Here is a 23,378-nt window from a genome sequence, read left to right on the forward strand (position 1 = left end):
ATGGGTACCGCACGTCGCGCCCCACCGCGAGGAGTCCTCTTGACCGCGCTCGAACGACAGGCCCACAGCCAGGTCCGCCACCTCACGCCGTACGACGTCGAGCGGATCGGCGAGGAGCTCGACCGGATCCGCCAGGACGTGCTCGACTCGCGCGGCGCGCGCGATGCGGCGTACATCCGGCGGGTCATCGCGGTGCAGCGTCGTCTGGAGCTGGCCAGCCGGGTGGTGCTCCTGGCGGGCCGCTTCCCGCCCGCGTGGGTCGCTGGGACGGCCATGCTGAGCCTGGCGAAGATCCTCGACAACATGGAGATCGGCCACAACGTCCTGCACGGCCAGTGGGACTGGATGCGCGATCCCAAGATCCACTCGACCACCTGGGACTGGGACCACGCCTCGCCGCCCGCGCAGTGGAAGCGCGCCCACAACGAGACCCATCACACCTACACGAACATCCTGGGCAAGGACAACGACCTCGGCTACGGCATCATGCGCGTCGACGAGGACCAGGAGTGGCAGGCCCGCCACCTGGCGCAGCCGCTGTGGAACTTCATCAACGCGTGCATCTTCGAGTACGGCATCGCGATGTACGACATCGAGTTCGGCGAGCACCTGCGCCAAGGCAAGGGCATCACCCCGGAGCTGCGCACGCGCATCCGGGCGGCCGCGAGCAAGGCGTCCAAGCAGGTCACCAAGGACTACGTCGTCCATCCGCTGCTCGCCGGACCCGGTTGGCTGGCGACGTTGACGGCCAACGCGACCGCCAACCTCGTGCGCAACCTGTGGAGCCACTCGATCATCATGTGCGGGCACTTCCCCGAGGGCGTGGAGACGTTCGAGATGCGCGAGCTGGACACCCGCGAGACCAAGGGCGAGTGGTACCTGCGCCAGATGCTCGGCTCCGCCAACATCTCGGGCCCGCCGCTCATGCACCTGCTCTCGGGCAACCTCTCGCACCAGATCGAGCACCACCTCTTCCCCGACCTGCCCAGCAACCGGTACGCCGAGATCGCACCGCGGGTGCGCGAGCTGTTCGAGCGCTACGGGCTCTCCTACAACGCCCGGCCGCTGCCGCAGCAGGTCGCCAGCGCCTGGCACCGCGTCCTGCGGCTCTCGCTGCCCAACGACTGGCTGGCCGAGACCGACCGCCGCAACCTGCCGCGCCAGCTCTCCAAGCTGCTGCGCCAGGCCAGGGCCTCTCTGTCCGAGGCCCGCCGGAGCGGCGCCCCGGCGCTCGCCTGAGGCGACCCCGCCCGAGCGCCGTACGGCGGTCGGTCGAGAATGTCCGGCATGGACCTCGCCGCCGTCGCCCTCACCTTCGGCGCGATCTTCCTCGTCGAGCTGCCCGACAAGACCTTCCTCGCGACCCTGGTGCTGGCCACCAAGTACCGTCCGATCCTGGTGTGGGTCGGGGTCGGGCTGGCGTTCACCGTGCAGACCGGGGTGGCGGTGCTGCTGGGGCACGCCGCGTCCCTGCTCCCGCCGGACGTCGTGAGGACGGCGGCGGTCGTGCTCTTCCTGGTCGGTGCGGTCATCCTGTTCCGCGAGGGACGCAGCCACCAGGAGGCCGACGGCGAGGAGTTCGCCGAGAAGGCCAAGCCCGTCCACGGCTGGCGCGCGGTGCTGGCGTCGTTCCTGGTGCTGTTCGCGGCCGAGTGGGGCGACCTCTCGCAGCTGCTGACCCTCTCGCTGGTAGCGAAGTACGAGGCGCCGCTCAGCGTCTTCGTCGGCGCACTGGGGGCCCTGCTCACGGTGAGCGCGCTCGCGGTGATCGTCGGGCGCAGCCTGCTGCGCTTCGTCTCCATCCACGTCCTGCACTACCTGGGCGCGACCGTGTGCCTCGCGCTCGCCGCGCTCACGATCTACGAGCTGCTGAGCTGACCCGGACCGCCCCCTAGGCTGGCCGCCATGACTGCGACCCACGGCGCCGACAGCGAGGTCGGCCGACTGCGGACGGTGATGCTGCACCGGCCCGGCAACGAGCTGAAGCGCCTGACGCCCCGCAACAACGACAAGCTGCTCTTCGACGGGATCCCGTGGGTCGCTCGGGCGCAGGACGAGCACGACGAGTTCGCCGAGGCCCTGCGCGCGCGCGACGTCGAGGTGCTCTACCTCACCGACCTGCTGACCGAGACGCTCGAGACCCAGGAGGCCCGCGACAGCGCGATCGCCACCGCCCTGGCCGGCCTCGACCTCGGCGAGACCATGCGCGGCTACCTCAAGGGGGCGCTGCACGACGCGACCGCCGAGGACCTGACCGGCTATCTCACCGCCGGCATCCGCAACGACGAGGTCCGCGGCGGATTCGGGCTGGTCACGTCCCTGCTGGCGCACGACGACTTCCTCGTCGACCCGCTGCCCAACCTGCTGTTCACGCGCGACTCCTCGGTGTGGGTGCACGACCGGATCGCGATCACCTCGCTGGCGATGCCGGCGCGCAAGCGCGAGTCGCAGCTGACCGAGCTGATCTACGGCCTGCACCCGCGCTTCGCCGACACGCCCCGGATCCTCGGCCACGAGTTCGAGCACGTCGAGGGCGGCGACGTGCTGCTCCTGGCGCCGCGCGTCATCGCGGTCGGCGTCGGCGAGCGGACGACGCCCGCCGGCGTGGAGCGGCTGGCGCGTCAGGTCTTCGAGGCGTCGCTGGCCGACACCGTGCTCGCCGTGCCCATCGCGCAGGAGCGCGCGACGATGCACCTCGACACCGTCTGCACGATGGTCGACGTCGACAAGGTCGTGATGTACCCCAACATCGCCCACTCGCTGACGGCGTACGCCGTCACGGCCGACGGGCGCACCGACGACGGCGCCCTGCTGCTGCAGGTGGCCGACGCCGAGCCGTTCCTCATCGCCGCCGCGAAGGCGATGGCCATCGACGAGCTGCACCAGATCGACACCGGCCTGGACCCCGTGACCGCCGAGCGCGAGCAGTGGGACGACGGCAACAACACCCTGGCCCTGGCGCCGCGGGTGGCCGTGGCCTACGAGCGCAACGACGAGACCAACGCCCGCCTGGAGGATGCCGGCATCGAGGTCGTCCGGATCGCCGGCTCCGAGCTCGGCTCGGGTCGCGGCGGGCCACGGTGCATGAGCTGTCCCGTCGCCCGCGACCCGCTCGGCTGAGGTCGGCAGGTCGGCCGCGCCGACGGTGCGGCGCGCTGGACAGGCGACCCGGCGCTCGGGGATCATCCCCTCCTGGGGAGGGCCCCACATCGGAAGGGTCGGTCAGATGGCATCGTTCTTCGACACGTTCACGCCGCAGGAAGTGGCCAGGATCAGCGCACGGGGACGGCACGTCCGACTGCCCGAGGGCTGGTCGCCGATCTGGGAGCGGACGCCCGCCGACAAGGCCTACATCCTGATCGACGGCACCGTGTCGGTGCGCCGGGGCGGCGAGGAGATCGCCCAGCTCGGTCCCGGCGACGTCATGGGCGAGCAGGCGATCATCGGCCACAAGCTCCGCAACGCCTCGATCGTGGCGCTCACGCCGCTCGAGGCCATCCATTTCACCGACGAGACGGTCCGCGAGCTGTGCGAGGAGATGCCGTCGTTCAAGGACGCCCTCGCCGCGGTGGCCGAGTCGCGCCTGGGGTGAGCGCGCCCGGGGTGAGCATCAGCGGATGGTGACCTGACGGTTGGCCAGGCCCGAGCGCGCGGCGCGCTGCTCGGTGGTGAGGTCCGAGGTGTCGGCGAGCGCCTCGGCAAGGTCCTTGGCGAAGGCCGCGGCGCTGTCCTCGAGCACCTCCGGGCCGGTGCCGACCGGCAGGTCCCAGACCGGGGCGAGCAGTCCGTGGGCCCGGAACATGCCCACCAGGCGCGAGTCCGTCGCGATGCTGTCCTGGCCGGCGGCGTGCAGGCGCGCGAGCGCGTCGAGAAGCTGGTCCTCGGGCTCGGGCATGACCCAGCGCAGGTGCTCCTTGGTGCCCACGTTGGTCCAGTACGCCGCCTCGACCGAGGACAGTCGCGCCGTCGGGGTGGCCTGCTGGTTGGCCTGCTCGAGGGCGGACTCCATCCCGGTGGTGTCCTCGACGTCGGCGACCCAGAACTCGAAGCCGTCGTGGACGGTGACGTCCAGCGAGTCCCCCGCGACCAGGTCCTGCAGGCGCGGGCCCTCCCCCGGCGCCTCGGTGAGCCCCACGATGCCCGGCTGGGACTCCAGCGCGCGGGTCAGCACGGCCGCCAGGTCGCGCGAGGGGTCGCCGTAGTTGTGCTGCACCTGCAGGCCCAGCCACACCTCGCCGCTGTCGCGCGACATCGCGGGGACGGCCATCGGCAGCAGCGAGCAGAGCAGGACCTTGCGGTCACCGGCGGACGGCACGTTCAGCGGCGCGGTGGCGGCGGGCACCAGCTCGCGCATCGCGACCACGTCGCACTCCGACGGCAGGCCCTCGAACGGACGGCCCACGAAGACGTCAGAGGCGCCGCCCTTGGCGCCGTGGCAGGCCTTGTAGCGCTTGCCCGAGCCGCACGGGCACGGCTCGCGGGGGCCGACCTCGCCGGCGGGGAGGTTCTCACGTCGGATGCTGCGGTTGCGCTTGGCCATGCCCTCGAACCTACTGGGCGAGCAGCTCGAGCATGTACGCCGGGCGGTCGCTGATGACCGCCGAGGCCCCCAGGCTCTGGCAGAGCTCGAGATCCTCCGGCGTGTTGACGGTCCACACGTGCACCTCGTGGCCGCTGCGCGCGATGCGGCGGGCGAAGCGGGGGCTATCGCGCAGCTCGTCGATCCCGGGCCCGACGATCCAGTCCTTGCCGATGACCCGGCGCAGCATCGGCCAGCTGACGGCGTGCTCGATGAGCTGCACCAACGGGATGTCCGGTGCCATCCGCTCGACCCGCTGGAGCGCCGTGAACGAGAAGCTCATCACCCGCACCGGCGACCCTGCCCGGTCCCAGCCGAAGTCTCGGAGCATCTCCACGAGCCGCTTCTCGACCAGACCGCCGTACCGGGTGGGGTGCTTGGTCTCGATCGCCACCTCGATGCGCCGGTCGTAGTCGGCGACGGTCTCCAGGAGCTTGCGCAGCGTCAGGACCCGGCCGAGCTCGTCGTCGCGGTCCGGCGCCTCGTCGTCGAGCTCCGACCAGGGGTTCTTCCAGGAGGCGAAGTCGAGCTCGGAGAGGTCGGCCAGGTCGAGCGTGGAGATCGCGCCCTTGCGGCTCGCCGTACGCCGCAGGTCGCGGTCGTGCACGCACACGAGATGCCCGTCGGCGGTGAGCCGGACGTCGCACTCCAGGCCCTCCGCGCCGCCGTCGAGCGCCGCCAGGTAGGCACCGAGGGTGTGCTCGGCGATCTCGTGGCTCGCCCCGCGATGAGCGACGACCTGCGGCCTCATGACACCAGTGTTGCCTGAATCGGGCGCCGTTGCCGCATCGGCCCCGCGCTCCGCCGCCTGGGCGTCAGCGTGAGCGCAGGAACCTGCCGAAGTGCGGCACCGTGAACGCGATCCGGCCACGCTCCCCGGAGTAGATCAGGCCCTTCTTGAGCAGGGAGTCGCGCGCCGGCGAGAGCGACTGCGGCTTCTTGCCGAGCACCGCCGCGACGTCGGCCGTGGGGACCGACCCCACGGCGTCGGCGTCGTCCGCGGCGGCGTCGGCCATCGCCCGAAGGTAGTCGCGCTCGCCGGGTGTGGCCCGGTCGTAGCGGCTGCCGAAGAACCCCACGGCCAGCTCCCGCTCGGCCTCCGGCGCGGCGACGGCGACGTCCTGGGCGGTGATGGGCGAGCGGGGCGCGAGGTCCCACACGGTCTTGCCGTAGGCCTGGATGAAGTACGGGTAACCGCCCGTGGCGTCGTACATCGTCGAGAGCGCATCGTCGGTGAAGGTCGCGTCCTCGCTCGCGGCCGGGGCGGTGAGCGCGCGGTCGGCCTCGGCCCGGTCGAGCCGGTCGATGCGCTGGTAGGAGAAGAGCCGCTCGGAGTAGGACTTGCTCGCCGACAGTACGGCGGGCAGGTGCGGCAGGCCGGCACCGACGACGATGACCGGTAGCCCCGACTGGCTGATCTCGTGGCAGGCGGCGCACAGCGCCGAGACGTCGTCAGGCCCGAGGTCCTGCATCTCGTCGAGGAACACCGCGACCCCCTTGCCGAGGTCCGCGGCCAGCCCGCCGACGTCGGTGAGCAGCTCCACGAGGTCGATCTCGATGTCACCGGAGTCCGCACGGCCGCGCACCGCGGGGACGTCGATGCCCGGGCTCCACTGGTCGCGCAGCTTGGCCTGCGGCCCCGCCTCGCGCTGGGCGAAGCCACGCAGGACCCCGAGCACGTGGTCGGCCTGGTCCGGCGCCGGGTGGCCGAGCTCGCGGACGGCCTGGTGCAGCGCGCTGCTCAGCGGCCGGCGCAGGCGCTGGTCGGGGCGCGCCTCGAGCTTGCCGGTGCCCCAGCCCTTGCGGACCGCCTGCGAGCGCAGCGCGTTGAGCAGCACGGTCTTGCCGACGCCGCGCAGGCCGGTCAGCACCAGCGACCGCTCCGGTCGCCCCCTCGCCACCCGCTCCAGGACCACGTCGAACGCCGCCAGCTGCTCGTCACGCCCCGCAAGCTCCGGTGGTCGCTGGCCGGCCCCCGGCGCGTACGGGTTGCGGATCGGGTCCATGTCGAGGACGGTATCCGGCTATCTAGGGAAATTCTTAGAGTGACGCGCGGGAGGGGTAGCCCGGTCGAGCGTGCAGGCTTACCAGCATCTGCTGATAACCCGGCGCTTCTGGGCCAGAAAAACCCGCCAGAAGCGACAGCAACTCCCCAGAACCCTCGGGTCGCAACCGCCCGTTGTCTCGCGGGGTGCTCCTAGACTCGGGGTCGTGCCCGAGTTGCCCGAGGTGGAAGCGCTGGCCCTGGACCTGCGGGGTCGGCTGGACGGGCGCGCGATCACCAAGGTGCACGTCGCGGCGTTCAGCGCGCTCAAGACCTACGACCCGCCGCTCGGCGCGCTGGAGGGCACGCTGGTCGACGACGTGACCCGACACGGCAAGTTCCTCGACATCGACGCCTCCGGCCTGCACCTGGTGCTCCACCTGGCCCGCGCGGGCTGGGTCCGCTGGCGCGACGAGGTGCCCGCGCTGCCGCCCAAGCCGAGTGCCAAGTCGCCGCTGGCCGTGCGCATCGTCCTCGACGACGGCTCCGGCCTCGACGTGACGGAGGCCGGCACGAAGAAGAGCCTGGCCATGTACGTCGTGCGCACCCCCGCCGACGTCCCCGGCATCGCCCGGCTGGGGCCGGACCCGCTCGCCGACGAGTTCACGATCGAGGTCCTGAGCGAGATCCTGCAGCGCGAGGGGCGCAAGCAGCTCAAGGGCGTGCTGCGCCACCAGGGCACCATCGCCGGCATCGGCAACGCCTACTCCGACGAGCTGCTGCACGCGGCGCGGATGTCGCCGTTCAAGCCGGCCAACAGCCTCGACGACGAGGAGCTGCACACGCTCTACGCCGCCGTCCGCGGCGTCCTCGGCGAGGCCGTCGACCGCTCCCGCGGCCTCGCCGCGAGCGAGCTCAAGGGCGAGAAGAAGTCCCATCTGGCCGTTCACGGCCAGACCGGCAAGCCGTGCCCGGTGTGCGGCGACACCGTGCGCGAGGTGTCCTTCGCCGACTCCAGCCTGCAGTACTGCCCCACCTGCCAGACCGGCGGCAAACCGCTGGCCGATCGCCGCATGAGCAGGCTGTTGAAATAGGTTGGACCCATGACCGCGATCCCCACCGTGTCCATCGACGGCGTCCCCGACCCCCTGCCCGAGGGCCTTGCCGTCCTCGACGTCCGAGAGCCCGTCGAGTGGGCGCACGGCCACATCGAGGGTGCCGTGCACGTCCCGCTGATGGAGCTGCCGCAGCGAGTGGCCGACCTGCCACGCGAGCAGACGCTCGTGGTCTGCAAGGTGGGCGGGCGCTCCGCGCAGGCGGTGGCCTACCTCGTCGAGCAGGGGTACGACGTCGTCAACCTCGACGGCGGGATGCTGGAGTGGGAGGCCGCCGGGCGCCCCATGGTCAGCGACACCGGGCAGCCCCCGCAGGTCGTCTGACCCGGCGCCCGAGCTTCCGGGAGGGCCGCGGGGCCGGGACCAGCTCGTGGCCCCGGCCCCGCGGCGACGGCGTCACTCCGCGCAGGTCTCGGTGACGTACTCGCCGAAGGCGTCGAACTTCTTCTCGTCGTCGCCGCTGATGCTGTCGAGCTCGTCGAGGTCCTTGGCGCTGGCGTCGTCGTCGATGTCCGCGACGGCCTCGGTGAAGATCTCGAAGCCCTCGCGGGCGTCGTCCGGGATGTCCTCGGGGGTGCCGGTCTCCTCGAAGTCCTTCACCGCGTCCTTGACCTTCTTGATGTCGTCCTTGGTCGGCTCCTCGCCGGCGCTGCCCGACGCCGACTCGTTGATCTTGGTGAACGAGGCACAGAAGTCCTCCTTCGACGCATCCGTCGGGGCCCCACCACACGCGGTGGCGGTGCCGCCGACGAGGACGAGGCTGGCGGCGAGCAGGGCGATCTTCATGCGGTGGATCTCCTCAGGGTTCGTGGGATGAAGGTGGTACCTACCCCGTACGGGCCACCTTCACTCCTCCCACCCCTCACGAGGTGAGACGCCGAGGCGGCGGCACGGTGAGCAGCGCGGGAAGCCGCGCGAGGTACTCCTGACGCGGCATCGGCCGTACTCCCAGCGAGGCGAGGTGCGGCGTGACCCACTGGGTGTCGACCAGCCGGTCGTCTGCATGCTCGTCGCGCAGCAGGTCGACCAGCCCGACGAGGGCCACCTTCGAGGCGTCGCGCGCCCGGTGGAACATCGACTCGCCGGCGAACAGCCCGCCGATCGCGACGCCGTACAGCCCGCCCTCCAGCACGCCGGCGCGCCAGGCCTCCACCGAGTGCACCCACCCGAGGTCGTGCAGCCGCAGGTACGCCGACCGGATGTCCCGGTCGATCCAGCCCGACGGGCGCCGCGGGTCGGCGCAGGCGTCGATCACCTCCGGCAGCGCGGTGTCGACCCGGATCTCGAAGTCCCGCACGGCCCGGCGCAGCGAGCGGGACACGACGAGTCCGTCGAGCGGCAGCACGCCGCGCTCCACCGGGCTGAACCAGTACATCGGCCCGCCCCGATCGTCGACCGGCATCGGGAACATGCCGCGCCGATACGCCGCCAGGAGCGTGCCCGGCTCGAGGTCGGCCCCGATCCCGACCAGGTCGTCGTCCGGGTCGAAGCGCCCGGGGTCGCCGAAGACCCACCTGGTGGGCGGCGGCTCCACGGGCTCGACGGGCACGGCGACGACCGTAGCCCCTTCCCCCGACTCCTAGGATCGACGGCATGGGACTCACCGCGCGCGTCGGCAAGCAGCTCGCCCCCAAGATGGCCGGATTCGCCCCGGGGCTGACCGCCTCGTTCGTGCGCGAGGCGCTGCACCGCGCGATCGTCGGCATCGGCCCGCTGCCCCCCGCAGCCAAGGCCGCCGACCGACAGCTCGCCGAGCAGCGCGGCGACGTCGACAAGGCCGTCCACGAGCTGATCGAGAACCATGTCCGCTACGCCGGCGCCCAGGGCTTCGTCACCAACATCGGCGGGCTGGTCACGGCCGCGCTGACGATCCCCACCAACATCACCGGACTGGCGCTGATCCAGTGCCGGATGATCGCCGGCATCGCGCACCTGCGCGGCTACGACCTCGACGACCCGCGCGTGCGCAACGGGCTGCTGGTGGCGATGCTCGGCGAGGACTCGGTGAGCTCCCTGGTCAAGAAGAAGAAACTGCCCGCGCCGCCGATGGCGCTGGCCACCGCCCTGCAGCACGACCCCTCCCTGGACCTGCTGATCTCCACCGAGGTCGCCTCGGACCTGATCGCCAAGGTCGCCGGGAAGCGCCTGGCGGTCACCGTGGGGCGCCGGGTGCCGGTCGTGGGCGGGGTCGTCGGCATGGGCGCCGACGGCTACCTCACCTGGAAGGTCGGCCGCTACGCCGACCGCGAGTTCCTGCCCCGCGCCAAGCGGTAGACCCGCAGCGCCTGGCGGCCGACGGCGGAGGTCTGCAGGCGGCGCACGGCCTTCTCGCGCAGCCGGTACGTCGGTCGCAGGTAGGACCGCTCGAGCGCCGCATGGGCCTCGTCGAGCTGGCCGCGGAGGGCGCCGGCCTCCTGCTGGAGCCGGGCGTTCTCGAGCAGCAGCGCCTTGATCGCGTCCACGGCCGCGCCCGCGACCTGCTTCTCCGAGGGCGCGTCGGGGTCGGCCCACCGCGCCGGAGGCGGACCTCCGCGCAGGTCCTCGAGGTCGCCCACCACGTCGTAGCGGCGCGCCCGGATCTCCGCGATCCATGCGTCCTCGAGCTCGCGCGCCCACGGGTGCACGTCGGGCGGCAGGCCCAGACGGGGCGAGCGCGTGCGGGCCGACAGAGTCTGGTGGGCGAGCAGCTCGCGCACCAGCGGCCGGTAGTCGGCCGGTGCGAGGACCCGGTTGGCCGAGCGGTTGATGCGGCGGATCAGCGCGGTCTCCGGCACCCCCAGTGAGGGGTTGACCCGCTCGGCCTCGAGGTCGAGGTCGAGGCCGTCGAGGCCCAGCACCTGGCTGAACCTCTTCCACAGCAGCACCCGGTCACCACCGGACGGCGGCACCGTGACCAGGTGCACCCGCTCGGGCGGCAGGTCGTGGCCCCAGCGATTGAGGATGTCCGGGATCTCCTGGACGCTCCAGAACCAGCTCGCGATCCGGCTGCCGCGCTCGGGGTCCTGGATCTGCTCCAGGAACCTGGCGTAGCTGATGCTGCTGCGGTGCTTGACGTTCTCCTGCCACTCGGCCGGGATCTGGCGCACCAGGTCACGCACGGACAACACCAGATGGACCTCGGTGCCGCTGCCGTGACCCAGCGACTCCAGGGCGTGGCCCACCTGCGAGCGGGACGCCGCGGCGAGGATCTCGTGGCTGATGATCGTGGTGCCGTCGTGCTCGCGAACCTGCTCGGCCAGGCGGTCCCAGGCGCCGATCGCCTCGCTCTGCAGCCCTCCCCACGGGAGCCGCATCAGGTCGAGCGCGGCCAGGAAGTGCGCGTCGAAACGGTCCGCGGGGTAGAGGATCCCGGCCGACGCCAGGGTGCGGCGGTTGCGGAAGAGCACGTCCTGCAGGTACGACGTGCCGGTCTTGGGGGTGCCGACATGCAGCAGCACGCGCCGCGTCATCGTTGCTCCTCCCTGTCCGCCGACCGGTCCCAGCCGAGCAGCAGCCGGACCGCGAGACCCAGCACTCCCGCCTCGGTCGGCTCAGCACCCGCCACCGTGAGGTCCGCACGGCGCGGGACGAGCAGATCCGGGTCCCCATGGACAGCGTAGCCAGCGCGTAGGAGCACGTCGCGCAGCCGGGTGGCCCGCTCCACGACCCAGTCGGCGTGCTCGGCCGGTACGGCGAGCGGGCGGCCGGGCGCGTCGAGCAGCCGCGGCAGCAGCGTGTGGCGCAGCAGCTCGGCGCGGCGAGGCGGGAGGACCAGGATGCCGAGGACCGCGGCGACGCGCCGGGCGAGGTCGACGGCGTCGGCGGCCGGGCGGGGCGCGGCCGGCAGCGGGCGCCGTAGGCCGACCAGGCGGGGCAGCCGGGCGGCGTCGACGACGATGCCGACGCGCGCGGCCCCGACGCGCTCGGTCCAGGTGGCGGCGGCCCGCTCCAGGTTGACCCGTCGGGGCAGCGCGCGGGCGGCGGCCAGCGGGTCCAGCCACTCCCGCCACGCCGGCCCGCCGTCGTCGAAGGCGCGAGAGGTCCAGGCGTCGGTGACCATCGTGGCCAGGTCGGTGCCGAGGACGAGGATCGTGCTGCCGCGCCCCCCGGGCGGGCGGCCGCGGGCGATCAGGGCGTCGCGCACCGGGTCGGCCAGCCACGGGTCGCCGACGAGGCGGTAGCGGGTTCGCCACGGTCGCACCAAGGCCGGCGAGCGCCGCGGCGGAGTGCCCGCGGCCACCAGGTCGTCGGCGAGCAGGCTGCTCGCCACCCGGGTCAGCTCGGCGTCGGGCAGCCCGGCCGGGTCGACCGGGCGGGGACCGAAGGCAGAGCCGCCGTCGGCACCGACCAGCTCCAGGTCGGGGCTGCCGCGCCCCGGGGCGCTCGCCGCGAGCACCCGCTCGACCAGCCCGGGCCCGGGCGAGCCGGCCAGGTTGAGCCGGCGCAGCAGCTCCAGCTGCTGGGCGCCGGGCAGGTAAGCGCCGCGGCGCTCGCCCTGCCCTGCCCACGCCGACCAGGGGGTGGTGCCGCCACCGCGCAGGTGGGCGACCCAGCCCCACGCGCGGCGGTGCCCGTCGACGCCGTTCACTACTCGCGGATCCGCTTCGCCTGGTTGCGGACCTTGCGCAGCAGCGCCTGGTCCGGGTCGCGCCGCCGGGCGGCCTCGCGGGTCATCGCCGCGAGCGCGTCCATCGAGACCCGCAGCTGCTGCTTGACCGAGACCTTGTCGGGGTCGACGAACGTCTCGTCCTCGGCCAGGGGCAGCGGGGTCAGGTCGGCGACGTCGCCGACGACGTCGACGCCGCTCTGCTCGATCCACTCCACCCAGCGCGCGGTCTCGTCCTGAGCCCAGGGCAGCAGCCGCGGCGGCATCCGCACCGACGGAGAGATGCGGCCGACCAGCTCGTTCTGCGCCAGCATCTCGCGGATGAGCTCGTCGAAGGTCGACTCGCGCCGGGTCGCCCGGTCCATCCTCCGGTTGAGCTGGCGGATGACCTGGGTCTCGGCGACCCCGAGGGACTCGTTGACCCGGTCGCTGTCCTCCGGCGTCCACGCCGGGTCGATGCCCAGCACCCGGCAGAAGCGCAGCCAGAGCTCGTCGACGGGCGCTCCCGACCGCGGGACGGTCACGATGTGGACGTGCGCGGGGTCCAGGCCCGCACCCCAGGCGCTCAACACGTTCGGCAGGTCGAAGGCGCGGTAGAACCACGGCTTCCCGTGCTCGATGCGGTCCAGGTAGCGACGGTAGGTCCACTTGCGGCCCTGCTTGACCGACTCCTGCCACGCCGCCGGGATCTGCCGCGCCAGGTCCCGGGCGCTGTAGACGATGTGGATCTCGGACCCGGCGAGGTCGCGCTTGGCCTGCCTGATGGCGTCGAGCGGCGCGGGCGCCAGGATCTCGTGGCTGATGACCACGGTGCCGCTGCGGCGACGGACCCGGCGTACGAGCGCGTCCCAGCTGCCCTTGGCATGGCCCGGCGGTCCGCCCCAGTCCTGGTCGAGCAGGTCGAGGGCGGCGCGGAAGTGGAACAGCGAGGCGTCGACGCGCGGCATCCGCGACGGGAAGTGCACGTCGTGCTCGGCGAGCGTGCGCGCATTGAGCATGAGGCGGTCCTGGAGGTACGTCGTGCCGGTCTTGGGGGCACCGACGTGCAGGAAGACGCGTCTGGTCGCACTCACTCTGATGATTGTGCCGCACCCGGCGACAGCGCCCGCACCACGGCGGAGGGGCTGGGCCGCCCGAGCTGCTGGGCCATCCACGCACTGGTCGCGACCAGGGCGTCCAGGTCGACGCCGTGGTGGATGCCGAGGCCGGTGAGGAGCCACACCAGGTCCTCCGTGGCGAGGTTGCCGGTAGCGCTCTTGGCGTAGGGGCAGCCGCCCAGGCCGCCGGCGCTGGCGTCGTAGGTGGTGATGCCGGCCTGGAGCCCCGCATAGGCGTTGGCGAGGGCCTGGCCGTAGGTGTCGTGGAAGTGCAGGGCGAGCTGGTCGGTGGTCATGCCGGCGGCCACGAAAGCCTCGACCAGGGCGGTGACCTGGTGGGCGGTGCCGACGCCGATCGTGTCGCCCAGGCTGAGCTGGCTCGCGCCCAGGTCGAAGAGCCGAGTGCCGACCCCGACGACCTGCTCGACCGGCACGGCCCCCTCCCAGGGGTCGCCGAAGCACATCGACACGTAGGCGCGGACGTCGAGCCCCGCCTCGCGGGCGCGGCGCACGGTGGGCTCGAACATCGCGAACTGCTCGTCCAGGCTGCGGTTGAGGTTCTTCTGGGCGAAGGTCTCGGTCGCCGAGCCGAAGATCGCGATGTGACGCATCCCGAGCTCCAGGGCGCGGTCCAGGCCGCGCTCGTTGGGCACGAGCACGGGGTGGGCGCGGCCCTCCTCTCCCAGGAGCCCCATCAGGTCCGCGGCGTCGGCCAGCTGCGGCACCCATCGGGGGTGGACGAAGCTCGTGGCCTCGACGACCGGCAGGCCGGCGGCGACCAGGCGGCGTACGAACCGGGCCTTGACGTCGGTGGGCACGAGCGTCGACTCGTTCTGTAGGCCGTCGCGGGGGCCGACCTCGTAGATCGTGACCCGGTCGGGGAGCGTCACGACTCCCCCTCCACGACGAACAGCCGGGCGCCGAGCGCGACCTGCTGGCCGGCGGCGGCCCCGACGGTCGTGACCGTGCCGGCGAACGGTGCCTTGAGCGTGAGCTCCATCTTCATGGCCTCCATCATGCCCAGCACGTCGCCCTCGGCCACCACCTCGCCCTCGGCCACGCGGACCTCGAGGACGATGCCGGGCATCGGCGCGAGCAGGATGCCGTCACCGACCGCGATCGTGTCGGCGAGGCGGTCGGGCGGGGTCAGCACGAAGCGCTGGCCGCGGAAGGACACGTCGACGACGTCGGGCTGCACGTTGACGACCGCGTGCTGGCGACGGCCGTCGACGATCGCCTCGATGACGTGGTCCTCGGCGCTCAGCATCACGAACGGGACGCCGTCGACGGTGCCGGCGTGGCGATCGACGAAGACGTCCCGGTCGAGCTCGACCAGGGTGGGCGCGGGCGGGCCGCCGAGCCGGAAGCCGTCGGCTTGGAAAGGGTGCCCCCCGTGGGTGACGCTGTCCAAGGCGGTGATCATGGCCGAGACCCAGGCGGCCATCGCCCGAGGCACGTCGGCGTCGGGTGCGGGGACCTCGTGGTGGTCGAGCCAGGCGGTGTCGATGGCCGCGTCGCGGAACTCCTCGCTCGCCACCAGCTCGCGCAGGAACCCGGTGTTGGTGGTGAGCCCGAGGACGGCGGTCTCCTCCAACGCGGCCACGAGCGCGGCGCGGGCGCTCTCGCGGTCGCGACCGTGGGCGATGACCTTGCCGAGCATGGGGTCGTACGACGTGCTGACGACCTGGCGGCTCTCCAGGGCGTGGTCGACGCGGACGCCCGGGCCCGCCGGCCAGCGCACGATGCTCGCCGTGCCGGCCTGCGGCAGGAAGCCGCCGAAGGAGTCCTCGGCGTAGACGCGGGCCTCGATCGCGTGGCCGCTGACCGTGACGTCGGCCTGGGTGAGTGGCAGCGGCTCGCCGGCGGCGACGCGGAGCTGGAGCTCCACCAGGTCCAGGGCCTGCCCCTTGATCAGCACCGTCGCCTCCGTGACGGGGTGCTCGACCTGCAGCCGGGTGTTCATCTCCAGGAAGTACGCCTCGCCCGTGTCACTGTCGAGCAGGAACTCCACCGTGCCGGCGTTCTCGTAGCCGACGTGGCGGGCCAGCGCGACCGCGCTCGTCGTGACGAGCTCGCGCACCTCCGGCGTGATCGTGGGCGCGGGCGCCTCCTCCAGGACCTTCTGGTGGCGGCGCTGCGTCGAGCAGTCGCGCTCGAAGAGGTGCACGACGTGGCCGTGGGCGTCGGCGAGCACCTGGACCTCGATGTGACGACCGTGCTCGACGTACTTCTCCACGAGCATGGTGTCGTCGCCGAACGCCGAGAGCGCCTCGCGGCGCGCGGCCGCGACCGCCTCGTCGTACTCGTCGGCGGACCGGACGATGCGCATCCCCTTGCCCCCGCCGCCGGCAGCGGCCTTGACCAGGACGGGGTAGCCGGCGTCCTCGCCGCGCGGCACGACCGGCACCCCGGCGGCGACGGCGATCTCGCGGGCGGCGTCCTTGCGGCCCATCTGCTCCATGACCGCCGCCGAGGGGCCCACGAGCGTGATGCCGGCGGCCTCCAGGGCGGCGGCGAACGGCGCCCGTTCGGACAGGAAGCCGTAGCCGGGGTGCACCGCGTCGGCACCCGACCGGCGGGCCGCGGCGACGACGGCGTCGATGTCGAGGTAGCTCTCGACCCGCACCGCCTCGTCGGCGGCGCGCACGTGCGGCGCGGCGTGGTCGAGGTCGGTGAACAGCGCGACCGTGCGGATGCCCATGGCGCGTGCCGTCCGCATGACGCGGACGGCGATCTCGCCGCGGTTGGCGATGAGGAGGGTCTTCATGAAAGCTCCTTGGTCAGGTCACTGGGGTCTCGACGCGCCCGATGCGACCTCGTCCCTCGGTCGCAGGGCTTGCTCGACCTGGTCTCGCCCACGCGCCTCACATCCTCCAGACGCCGTAGGAGGGCTCGGGGACCGGCGCGTTGGCGGCCGACGCGAGGCCCATGCCGAGGACCCGGCGGGTCTCGGCTGGGTCGATGATCCCGTCGTCCCAGAGCCGGGCGGTCGAGTAGTACGGCGAGCCTTGGGTCTCGTACTGGTCGCGGATCGGGGCCTTGAAGCCCTCGTCGTCAGGTCGGCCGGCGACGGTCGCGAGGACCGCGGCGGCCTGCTCGCCGCCCATCACCGAGATCCGCGCGTTCGGCCACATCCACAGGAACCGCGGGTCGTAGGCGCGCCCGCACATCCCGTAGTTGCCGGCGCCGAACGAGCCGCCGATGACGACGGTGAACTTCGGCACGACGCTGCAGGCGACCGCGGTGACGAGCTTGGCGCCGTCGCGGGCGATGCCCTTGTTCTCGTACTCGCGACCGACCATGAAGCCGGTGATGTTCTGCAGGAAGACCAGCGGGATCCCGCGCTGGTTGCACAGCTCGATGAAGTGCGCGCCCTTGAGCGCCGACTCGCTGAACAGGATGCCGTTGTTGGCCACGATCCCGACCGGCATCCCCCAGATCCGGGCGAAGCCGCAGACGAGAGTCTCGCCGTAGAGCTTCTTGAACTCGTGCAGCCGGCTGCCGTCGACCACGCGGCGGATCACCTCGCGTACGTCGTACGGCGTGCGGGTGTCGGCGGGGACGACGTCGTAGAGCGTCGCGGGGTCCTCGGCCGGCTCCTCGACGTCGTGCACGGGGATCGACCTGAGCACCGGGCGCTCGAAGGTGTCGACGATGCCGCGGACGATCGCGAGCGCGTGCCGGTCGTCGTCGGCGAGGTGGTCCACGACCCCCGAGGTGCGGGCATGGACGTCGCCGCCGCCGAGGTCCTCAGCCGTCACGACCTCCCCGGTCGCGGCCTTCACCAGCGGCGGGCCGCCGAGGAAGATCGTGCCCTGGTTCCTGACGATGACGCTCTCGTCGGACATCGCCGGGACGTAGGCGCCGCCGGCGGTGCACGAGCCCATGACGCTGGCGATCTGGGGGATCCCGCGTGCCGAGAGGTTGGCCTGGTTGAAGAAGATCCGGCCGAAGTGCTCGCGGTCGGGGAAGACCTCGTCCTGCATCGGCAGGAACGCGCCGCCGGAGTCGACCAGGTACAGGCAGGGCAGCCGGTTGTCGGACGCGACGGCCTGCGCGCGCAGGTGCTTCTTGACCGTGATCGGGTAGTAGGTGCCGCCCTTGACCGTCGCGTCGTTGGCGACGATCACGCACTCGCGCCCGCTGACCCGTCCGATGCCGGTCACGATGCCGGCGCTGGGGACGGCGTCGTCGTACATCCCCGTCGCGGCGAGCGGGCTGAGCTCGAGGAACGGGCTCCCGGGGTCGAGCAGCGCATCCACTCGATCGCGTACCAGCAGCTTGCCGCGGCCGGTGTGCTTGGCACGGGCCGACTCGCTGCCACCCAGCCGGGCGGTCGCGAGCCGCTCGCGGAGGTCCGCGACGAGGTCTCTGAGGTCCGTGGTCACCTCGCCTAGGTTAGCGATCATTAACCTGCGCGTCCACGGTCGCCGTCTTGTAACCGAGTGTTACGTCGGCTACCAAGGTGCTCAACCGCCCACCCAGCGCCCCTAACACTGAGTTACAAGCAAGGGCGCGTTAGCGGCCGCTAACCTCGTCGAGTGGCCAGCGAGGAGGCGCCGACGCGGCGGGAGCAGATCCTGGCGACGGCGGCGGAGATGTTCGCGGCGCGGGGCTTCCACGGCGTCTCGGTCGCGGACCTGGGCTCGGCCTGCGGGATCTCGGGGCCGGCGCTCTACAAGCACTTCGCGTCCAAGGACGCCGTGCTGGCCGAGATGCTGGTCGACATCAGCGTGCGACTGCTGGAGGTCGGGCGGGCCCGGGTCGAGGCGGCGGACGGCCCGCAGGACGCGCTGCGCGGTCTCGTCGACTGGCACGTCGACTTCGCGCTGCGTCACCGCGCGCTGATCATCGTCCAGGACCGCGACTGGGAGTCGCTGCCGGCCGACGCCCGGGCGCGGGTCCGCGGCCTGCAGCGCGCGTACGTCGACCTGTGGGCCGACCAGCTGCGCCTGCTGCACCGCGACCTCGACCTGACCACCGCCCGGGCGATGGCGCACGCGGCGTTCGGGCTGATCAACTCCACCCCGCGCACCGGGCCGCTGGCCGACCCGTCGCTGCACGACCTGCTGATCGAGATGGCGCTGCGCGCGCTGCTGCCGCCCGGCTGACGCGCCGCCCGGGGATCAGGGGGCCGGGCCGACGCCGGGCGGCTCGGCGTCGATGAGCGAGGGAGGTCCGATCGCGGCGCCCTCCTCGGCCTCCGGCGCCGAAGCACGGGCGGAGGCGAGCACGTCGGCGGGGACGTGCCGCTCGAGGAAGCGCTGTGCCATCCGGGTCGAGGGGTGGATGCCGACGGTGGCCACCACGATGATGCCGGCGATGACCAGCCAGCCGCCGGCCCCCCAGTTCATGGCGAGGAAGGTGTAGACCGCCGGCGCCCATACCCGTCCCAACGTGCTGCTGAGCTCTTGGGCTCCCTGGTAGGCGCCGCGCTGGCGCGGGTCCATCAGCTCGGCCTCGAAGGACCAGCTGGCCGCCGAGAGGTAGAGCTCGGCCCCGGTCACGGTGACGTGGCCCAGCCACACCAGCGCGATCGTGGTCCAGCCGACGGTGTCGTGGGTCGCGAGGGTGATCAGGCACGAGATCACGAAGAACGTCGACGAGACCCGGACGGCCTTGAGCGCGGTCGGGACGTCGCGCACCCCCCGCGACGCGACCATGGGCAGGAAGATGCACATCACCGTGTTGGTCCCGAACAGGAAGGCCAGCAGCACCCGGGGTGCGTCGGTCTGCTCGATCAGCCACAGCGGGATCACGATGTTGAGCAACACCTGGTTGGTCCAGAAGACGCCGCCGAAGAAGCTGGTGAGCAGCCAGCCGAGGTTGCGCAACGGCCCCGGCCCGGGGATCCGCACCTTCCGGTCCTCCGCGGTGCGCAGGTCGTGCGGCGCCCGCGGCAGTCGGAGGATCGCCGCCGCGTTGACCAGGAAGACCGCCGCGGTGAACCACGGCAGCGCGTGCAGGACGGTGTTGGAGTGGAACGCCAGTGCGATGCCGCCGAGCAACGAGCCCAGGGTGAAGCCCACGTTGAGCGCGGAGTACATGTAGGCGCGCGAGCGCACGCGCTCGCCCGGAGGCAGGACGTCGATCGTGTACGCGCCGTGCGCGGCGCCGCCGAGGGAGCCGATGACCTCCATGCCGACGGCCATCAGGACGTAGCCCTTGAAGTCGGTGATGAAGGGCCACACTGAGAACATCGCCGCCTGCCCCACGGCACTGACTGCCCACATGCGCTTCGGCCCGAAGCGGTCCACGAGCTTGCCCATCGGCAGCGCGGAGATGAAGGCGGCGGCCCCGGCGATGGTGAGCCCGAGTCCGACCTGCGCCGCGGAGAGCCCGACGATCTGGGTGAAGAACACCGCCGAGCCGGTCATGAAGGTGCCCTCGCCCAGCGCGAACAGCAACGACTGCCCGGCCAGCCGGCCGGCAAGGGGCGACGGCGGCCGGGCATGGCGCGCCAGGGCAGTGAGCATCCCCGAGATCCTTCCTGCGCACCGGTGCTGCTGTCGCGGCATTTTATGCGTCAGAAGAGGTGGTCGACCGCCCGGGCCGGATCATCGAGCAGCTCGAGGATCCGGGCCGCCCGGACGGCGGCGTCGAGGGCGGTGTCGACGTCGTCGGCGTGGCCGGGGGCCTCGGTCTCCTCCGTCGGGGTCGTCACGGTCCGGGCGTGCAGGTCCGCCAGCAGCTGCTCGCGGGGCAGACCACGCAGGTGGAGCAGGACGAACGGGTCGGCCTCGACGAGCCACGCCAGCTGGTAGAGCACGGCGAGTGCGTGGGGGCACGGGTCGGCCCAGAAGTCGCAGGTGCACGTGGTGGCGAGCTCGGCGCCGTACGGCAGCAGCTCGACGCCCATCTGGTCGGCGTGCTCCACCAGCGAGTGGGGCAGGTCACCGGCCAGCAGTGCCGCCACCCGACCGGACTCGGCGGCGACGGTCTCGACCAGCGCGGCGCGCCCCGCCTCGTCCAGGACAGGGACGGCGCCGGACGCCGTGACCAGGCTGCCGTCGTCCTCGACACTGGCGACGAAGCCGCCGACGTCGACGGTGATGCCGCCGACGCGGCCGGCGCGCGCCAGTGCGCGCCCGGCGCGGAGGTCGGGCTCGGTGTAGGCCGCCTCCTCGACCGCGCGCACCCACGCCTTGCCCCACCAGCGCGTGGCGCGGGCGGCGCCCCGCCTCGGCGCCAGCCGGGCGTGCACGGTACGGCGGTCGGCGGTGTCCATCCTCCTCACCGGGCCGTCACGTCGGCCGGCGCAGGGTGACCAGGTCGCGGAGCTCGTCGTTGCCTAGCTCGGTGAGCGCGGCCTCGCCGCGACCGAGGACGGAGTCGGCCAGCGAGCGCTTGCGGGCCAGGAGCTCGGCGATCTTCTCCTCGATCGTGCCCTGCGTGATCATCCGGTGCACCTGCACCGGTCGGGTCTGGCCGATGCGGTAGGCCCGGTCGGTGGCCTGCTCCTCGACGGCGGGGTTCCACCAGCGGTCGACGTGGACGACATGGTCGGCGCGGGTGAGGTTGAGACCGGTGCCGCCGGCCTTCAGCGACAGCAGGAACACCGGCACGTCCCCGGCCTGGAACCGCCGCACCATCGCCTCCCGCTCGCGTACCGGTGTGCCTCCGTGCAGGAACTGGTGCGGCACACCGGCCTTGGCGAGGTGGGTCTCGAGCAGCCGGGCCATGGCGACGTACTGGGTGAAGACCAGCACCGCGCCGTCCTCGGCGAGGACGGTGCCGAGCAGCTCGTCGAGCAGGTCGAGCTTCTCGGAGCGGCCCGCGAGCCGGCCGGTGGACTGCTTGAGGAAGTGGGCGGGGTGGTTGCAGATCTGCTTGAGCCCGGTCAGCAGCGCGAGCACCAGTCCACGGCGGGCCTCCTCGTCGGCGCGCTCGATGCGCTCCATCGAGTCGCGGACGAACGCCTCGTAGAGCACGACCTGCTCCTGGGTCAGCCCCAGCAGGTGGTCGGTCTCGGTCTTGGGCGGCAGCTCCGGGGCGATGCCGGGGTCCGACTTGCGCCGGCGCAGCAGGAACGGCTCGATCAGGTCGGCGAACTGCCCGGCCTTCGTCGGCTCCAGCCCGGACTCGATCGGCCCCGCCCATACCTTGCGGAACGCGTTGCGGCTGCCGAGCAGGCCCGGCGTCGCCCAGTCGAGGATCGCCCAGAGCTCGGTCAGGTTGTTCTCGACCGGGGTACCGGTGAGCGCCACGCGCGCCCGGCTCGGGATCGCGCGCAGCGCGCGGGCGGTGGAGGACTGGGGGTTCTTGACGTGCTGGGCCTCGTCGGCGACGACCAGGTCCCAGTCGACCTCGCCGAGCGCGGCTTGGTCGACGCGCATCGTGCCGTACGTCGTCAGCACGAACCCGCCGTCCGTGCCGAGCCCCTCCAGCGACCGCTCGCCGCCGTGGAAGCGGCGGGTCGGGGTGCCGGGGGCGAAGCGCGCGATCTCGGCCTCCCAGTTGCCCAGCAGGCTGGCCGGACAGACCACGAGCGTCGGGCCGGTCGCGCCGGCCTCCTGCCGGTGCAGGTGCAGCGCGATCAGGGTGACGGTCTTGCCGAGCCCCATGTCGTCGGCGAGACAGGCGCCCAGGCCGAGGTCGGTCAGGTCGGCGAGCCAGGTGAGGCCGTGGCGCTGGTAGTCGCGCAGCGTCGCCCGGAGCCCGGCCGGCACCGGCACCGGGTCACGGGTGGCAGCCTGACGCAGCTGGTCGCGGACCTTCAGCAGCGACGCGCCCACCACGACCTGGGTCTCGGTCGCGGTGCCCGACGCGTCGGCCGGCTCCAGCTGCACGACGCCGGTCAGGGCCGCCGCGACCGCCTGCACCGGCTTGACCGTGCGGACCAGCCGCTTGCGGGCCCGCTTGGCCATGGCCGGGTCGACCACGGTCCAGCTGCCCCGGAGCTTGAGGACCGGGGCCGCCGCCTGCGCGAGCTCGTCCATCTCCGCCTCGCTGAGCGGCTCTCCGTGCAGCGCGAGCTGCCACTTGAAGGCGAACATCGCCTCGGTGGAGAGCAGCCCCTGCTGCAGCGGCTCCTCGCGGGGACCCGACGGCGCCCGGTCGAGCACCGCCGTCGCGGTGAGGTCGCGGCCCAGGCTGCGCGGCCACAGCACGTCCACGCCGCGCTCCTTCAGCGCCCCCACCCCGTGCTCGAGCAGGCTGACCAGCTCGTCGGCGTCGAGGGTGATCTGGTCGGGCACCCGCAGGGCCAGCAGCCGGTCGAGCACCGGCCAGGCGTCGGCGGCCGCGCGGAGCGCGATGCTGGCGTGGGTGCGCGCCCGCTCGCCGAACCCGTGGCTGGCGTCGGGGCCGTGCTCGGTGAACAGCGCCGCCGCGTCGCACAGGTGGAGCGGGTTCTGCTCGTCGTGGACCTGCAGGACCAGCCGCACGGCCCCCGCCACGAGCTCCTCCTCGTCGGCCTCCACCCGCAGCGAGATGGTGACCAGCTGGGGCAGGTCGAGGTCCGCCGTACGCCGGTGGCGCGCGAGGCGGGCCTGCAGCCGGCTCTCGAACTCCGAGCCACCGGCCGCGCGGTCGGTCGTGGTGCCCGTCGAGGAGCTGGGGGTGCGGGCCCGGCGCGCGGTGGCGAGCGGCGCCGCGCGCGGCATCGCGTCGCTCACCGCATCGAGCACCTGGCGCACCAGCGCCTCGGCGTCGTCGACGAGCCCGTCGTAGGAGCGCGAGCGTGCGAGCATCGCGACGCGGTCGGCGTCGTCGGCGTCCAGCGGGCCCGCGCGCCAGCTCCGGCCGGTGTCGGACGGCTCGAACCGGCCCGCCGCCACCAGCCGCATCCCGAGCAGGACCGCTCCGCTCAGCAGCCCGACGCTGGGATGGAGGTCGTCGCGGGCGTGCGCCTTGGTGAGCACCGGCAGCGCGGCGCGGATCGGCAGCGCGACCGTGCGCCGCTCGTCGCTGAACTCGACCACGCCCTCGCGCGGGGGGTCGGCCGGACGGAAGGTGGCCGGTCCGGTGACGGGGACGAAGCTCAAGCGCAGACCTCAGCGGGGGCGGGTGGCCGGGT

22 protein-coding genes are annotated in these 23,378 nt (G+C 72.7%); 8 read left to right on the plus strand and 14 right to left on the minus strand.

Going from position 1 to position 23,378, the window contains the following annotated elements; translation table 11 throughout:
• The first annotated feature begins 39 nt into the window (after nt 1-39).
• The 4 genes from LRP67_RS02385 (at nt 40) to LRP67_RS02400 (ending at nt 3,592) form a co-directional block, all read left to right on the plus strand.
• Nucleotides 40-1,239 carry an acyl-CoA desaturase gene (locus tag LRP67_RS02385; RefSeq protein ID WP_231268556.1) on the plus strand — a complete coding sequence of 400 codons (1,200 nt, stop codon included), beginning with the start codon at nt 40-42 and terminating at the stop codon, nt 1,237-1,239.
• Between the two features lie 48 nt (nt 1,240-1,287).
• Complete coding sequence (locus LRP67_RS02390; RefSeq protein ID WP_231268557.1) at nt 1,288-1,878, plus strand: TMEM165/GDT1 family protein; 591 nt, start codon at nt 1,288-1,290, stop codon at nt 1,876-1,878.
• A 27-nt stretch (nt 1,879-1,905) separates the two neighbouring features.
• On the plus strand, nt 1,906-3,120 hold the full coding sequence (locus LRP67_RS02395) for an arginine deiminase (RefSeq protein WP_231268558.1): 1,215 nt from the start codon (nt 1,906-1,908) through the stop codon (nt 3,118-3,120).
• A 106-nt stretch (nt 3,121-3,226) separates the two neighbouring features.
• A complete protein-coding gene (locus LRP67_RS02400; protein WP_231241116.1) occupies nt 3,227-3,592 on the plus strand; it encodes a Crp/Fnr family transcriptional regulator in 366 nt (121 codons plus the stop codon).
• Nucleotides 3,593-3,610: 18 nt separating this feature from the next.
• Here LRP67_RS02400 and LRP67_RS02405 read toward each other — a convergent pair whose 3' ends face one another.
• The 3 genes from LRP67_RS02405 to LRP67_RS02415 all read right to left on the minus strand — a co-directional run bounded on the left by LRP67_RS02405 (nt 3,611) and on the right by LRP67_RS02415 (nt 6,585).
• Nucleotides 3,611-4,540, minus strand: a complete 930-nt coding sequence (locus LRP67_RS02405; RefSeq protein ID WP_231268559.1) for a DUF5926 family protein — start codon at nt 4,538-4,540, stop codon at nt 3,611-3,613.
• Between the two features lie 10 nt (nt 4,541-4,550).
• Nucleotides 4,551-5,330, minus strand: a complete 780-nt coding sequence (locus LRP67_RS02410; protein ID WP_231268560.1) for a glycerophosphodiester phosphodiesterase family protein — start codon at nt 5,328-5,330, stop codon at nt 4,551-4,553.
• A gap of 64 nt (nt 5,331-5,394) precedes the next feature.
• A complete protein-coding gene (locus LRP67_RS02415; protein WP_231268561.1) occupies nt 5,395-6,585 on the minus strand; it encodes an ATP-binding protein in 1,191 nt (396 codons plus the stop codon).
• A gap of 205 nt (nt 6,586-6,790) precedes the next feature.
• Here LRP67_RS02415 and LRP67_RS02420 point away from each other — a divergent pair, with 205 nt between their 5' ends.
• Nucleotides 6,791-7,657 (plus strand): Fpg/Nei family DNA glycosylase, encoded by an 867-nt coding sequence (locus tag LRP67_RS02420; RefSeq protein ID WP_231268563.1) that lies wholly within the window; start codon nt 6,791-6,793, stop codon nt 7,655-7,657.
• 9 nt (nt 7,658-7,666) lie between these two features.
• Nucleotides 7,667-8,002, plus strand: a complete 336-nt coding sequence (locus LRP67_RS02425; RefSeq protein WP_231268564.1) for a rhodanese-like domain-containing protein — start codon at nt 7,667-7,669, stop codon at nt 8,000-8,002.
• Between the two features lie 72 nt (nt 8,003-8,074).
• Here the strand turns inward: LRP67_RS02425 and LRP67_RS02430 are convergent, their stop codons facing one another.
• Together LRP67_RS02430 and aat are read right to left on the minus strand one after the other, a co-directional pair.
• On the minus strand, nt 8,075-8,464 hold the full coding sequence (locus LRP67_RS02430) for a hypothetical protein (protein WP_231268565.1): 390 nt from the start codon (nt 8,462-8,464) through the stop codon (nt 8,075-8,077).
• Between the two features lie 76 nt (nt 8,465-8,540).
• Nucleotides 8,541-9,227: a leucyl/phenylalanyl-tRNA--protein transferase gene (gene aat / locus LRP67_RS02435; RefSeq protein ID WP_308189683.1), complete on the minus strand. Its 687-nt coding sequence runs from the start codon at nt 9,225-9,227 to the stop codon at nt 8,541-8,543.
• A gap of 44 nt (nt 9,228-9,271) precedes the next feature.
• Between aat and LRP67_RS02440 the strand changes: the two genes are divergently transcribed.
• The gene (locus LRP67_RS02440) at nt 9,272-9,952 is read left to right on the plus strand and encodes an EcsC family protein (RefSeq protein ID WP_231268566.1); all 681 of its coding nucleotides are present in this window, start codon (nt 9,272-9,274) and stop codon (nt 9,950-9,952) included.
• Here LRP67_RS02440 and LRP67_RS02445 read toward each other — a convergent pair.
• The 6 genes from LRP67_RS02445 to LRP67_RS02470 form a co-directional block, all read right to left on the minus strand.
• Complete coding sequence (locus LRP67_RS02445) at nt 9,913-11,127, minus strand: hypothetical protein (RefSeq protein ID WP_231268567.1); 1,215 nt, start codon at nt 11,125-11,127, stop codon at nt 9,913-9,915. The genes LRP67_RS02440 and LRP67_RS02445 overlap by 40 nt on opposite strands.
• Nucleotides 11,124-12,245 carry a hypothetical protein gene (locus LRP67_RS02450; protein WP_231268568.1) on the minus strand — a complete coding sequence of 374 codons (1,122 nt, stop codon included), beginning with the start codon at nt 12,243-12,245 and terminating at the stop codon, nt 11,124-11,126. Before LRP67_RS02450 ends, LRP67_RS02445 begins: the two co-directional genes overlap by 4 nt.
• Nucleotides 12,245-13,336, minus strand: a complete 1,092-nt coding sequence (locus LRP67_RS02455) for a hypothetical protein (protein WP_231268569.1) — start codon at nt 13,334-13,336, stop codon at nt 12,245-12,247. The genes LRP67_RS02450 and LRP67_RS02455 overlap by 1 nt, the downstream gene beginning before the upstream one ends.
• Nucleotides 13,333-14,250, minus strand: a complete 918-nt coding sequence (locus LRP67_RS02460) for a hydroxymethylglutaryl-CoA lyase (RefSeq protein ID WP_231268570.1) — start codon at nt 14,248-14,250, stop codon at nt 13,333-13,335. Before LRP67_RS02460 ends, LRP67_RS02455 begins: the two co-directional genes overlap by 4 nt.
• Nucleotides 14,247-16,127 (minus strand): biotin carboxylase N-terminal domain-containing protein, encoded by a 1,881-nt coding sequence (locus LRP67_RS02465; protein ID WP_231268571.1) that lies wholly within the window; start codon nt 16,125-16,127, stop codon nt 14,247-14,249. The genes LRP67_RS02460 and LRP67_RS02465 overlap by 4 nt, the downstream gene beginning before the upstream one ends.
• Nucleotides 16,128-16,224: 97 nt before the next feature.
• Nucleotides 16,225-17,748 carry a carboxyl transferase domain-containing protein gene (locus LRP67_RS02470; protein WP_308189684.1) on the minus strand — a complete coding sequence of 508 codons (1,524 nt, stop codon included), beginning with the start codon at nt 17,746-17,748 and terminating at the stop codon, nt 16,225-16,227.
• A 153-nt stretch (nt 17,749-17,901) separates the two neighbouring features.
• Between LRP67_RS02470 and LRP67_RS02475 the strand changes: the two genes are divergently transcribed.
• The gene (locus LRP67_RS02475) at nt 17,902-18,471 is read left to right on the plus strand and encodes a TetR/AcrR family transcriptional regulator (protein ID WP_231268572.1); all 570 of its coding nucleotides are present in this window, start codon (nt 17,902-17,904) and stop codon (nt 18,469-18,471) included.
• A gap of 15 nt (nt 18,472-18,486) precedes the next feature.
• On the opposite strand, the gene LRP67_RS02480 is transcribed toward LRP67_RS02475, so the two are convergent.
• Genes LRP67_RS02480 through LRP67_RS02490 form a run of 3 tightly spaced genes read right to left on the minus strand, consistent with a single transcriptional unit; the run spans nt 18,487 to nt 23,346 of the window.
• Nucleotides 18,487-19,836, minus strand: a complete 1,350-nt coding sequence (locus tag LRP67_RS02480) for an MFS transporter (protein WP_231268573.1) — start codon at nt 19,834-19,836, stop codon at nt 18,487-18,489.
• A 50-nt stretch (nt 19,837-19,886) separates the two neighbouring features.
• Entirely contained in the window at nt 19,887-20,588 is a 702-nt protein-coding gene (locus tag LRP67_RS02485) for an SWIM zinc finger family protein (RefSeq protein ID WP_231268574.1), read from the minus strand.
• A 16-nt stretch (nt 20,589-20,604) separates the two neighbouring features.
• Complete coding sequence (locus LRP67_RS02490; protein ID WP_231268575.1) at nt 20,605-23,346, minus strand: DEAD/DEAH box helicase; 2,742 nt, start codon at nt 23,344-23,346, stop codon at nt 20,605-20,607.
• Between the last annotated feature and the right edge of the window lie 32 nt (nt 23,347-23,378).

It is taken from the genome of Nocardioides sp. cx-169 (assembly GCF_021083605.1).
Classification (GTDB): domain Bacteria; phylum Actinomycetota; class Actinomycetes; order Propionibacteriales; family Nocardioidaceae; genus Nocardioides.

What these genes read in the sequence shown, in the direction of transcription:
- LRP67_RS02390 (WP_231268557.1), top strand. Translation starts at nt 1,288, where the DNA reads ATGGACCTCGCCGCCGTCGCCCTCACCTTCGGCGCGATCTTCCTCGTC.
- LRP67_RS02395 (WP_231268558.1), top strand. Translation starts at nt 1,906, where the DNA reads ATGACTGCGACCCACGGCGCCGACAGCGAGGTCGGCCGACTGCGGACG.
- LRP67_RS02400 (WP_231241116.1), top strand. Translation starts at nt 3,227, where the DNA reads ATGGCATCGTTCTTCGACACGTTCACGCCGCAGGAAGTGGCCAGGATC.
- LRP67_RS02405 (WP_231268559.1), bottom strand. Translation starts at nt 4,540, where the DNA reads ATGGCCAAGCGCAACCGCAGCATCCGACGTGAGAACCTCCCCGCCGGC.
- LRP67_RS02410 (WP_231268560.1), bottom strand. Translation starts at nt 5,330, where the DNA reads ATGAGGCCGCAGGTCGTCGCTCATCGCGGGGCGAGCCACGAGATCGCC.
- LRP67_RS02415 (WP_231268561.1), bottom strand. Translation starts at nt 6,585, where the DNA reads ATGGACCCGATCCGCAACCCGTACGCGCCGGGGGCCGGCCAGCGACCA.
- LRP67_RS02425 (WP_231268564.1), top strand. Translation starts at nt 7,667, where the DNA reads ATGACCGCGATCCCCACCGTGTCCATCGACGGCGTCCCCGACCCCCTG.
- LRP67_RS02430 (WP_231268565.1), bottom strand. Translation starts at nt 8,464, where the DNA reads ATGAAGATCGCCCTGCTCGCCGCCAGCCTCGTCCTCGTCGGCGGCACC.
- LRP67_RS02440 (WP_231268566.1), top strand. Translation starts at nt 9,272, where the DNA reads ATGGGACTCACCGCGCGCGTCGGCAAGCAGCTCGCCCCCAAGATGGCC.
- LRP67_RS02445 (WP_231268567.1), bottom strand. Translation starts at nt 11,127, where the DNA reads ATGACGCGGCGCGTGCTGCTGCATGTCGGCACCCCCAAGACCGGCACG.
- LRP67_RS02465 (WP_231268571.1), bottom strand. Translation starts at nt 16,127, where the DNA reads ATGAAGACCCTCCTCATCGCCAACCGCGGCGAGATCGCCGTCCGCGTC.
- LRP67_RS02480 (WP_231268573.1), bottom strand. Translation starts at nt 19,836, where the DNA reads ATGCTCACTGCCCTGGCGCGCCATGCCCGGCCGCCGTCGCCCCTTGCC.
- LRP67_RS02485 (WP_231268574.1), bottom strand. Translation starts at nt 20,588, where the DNA reads ATGGACACCGCCGACCGCCGTACCGTGCACGCCCGGCTGGCGCCGAGG.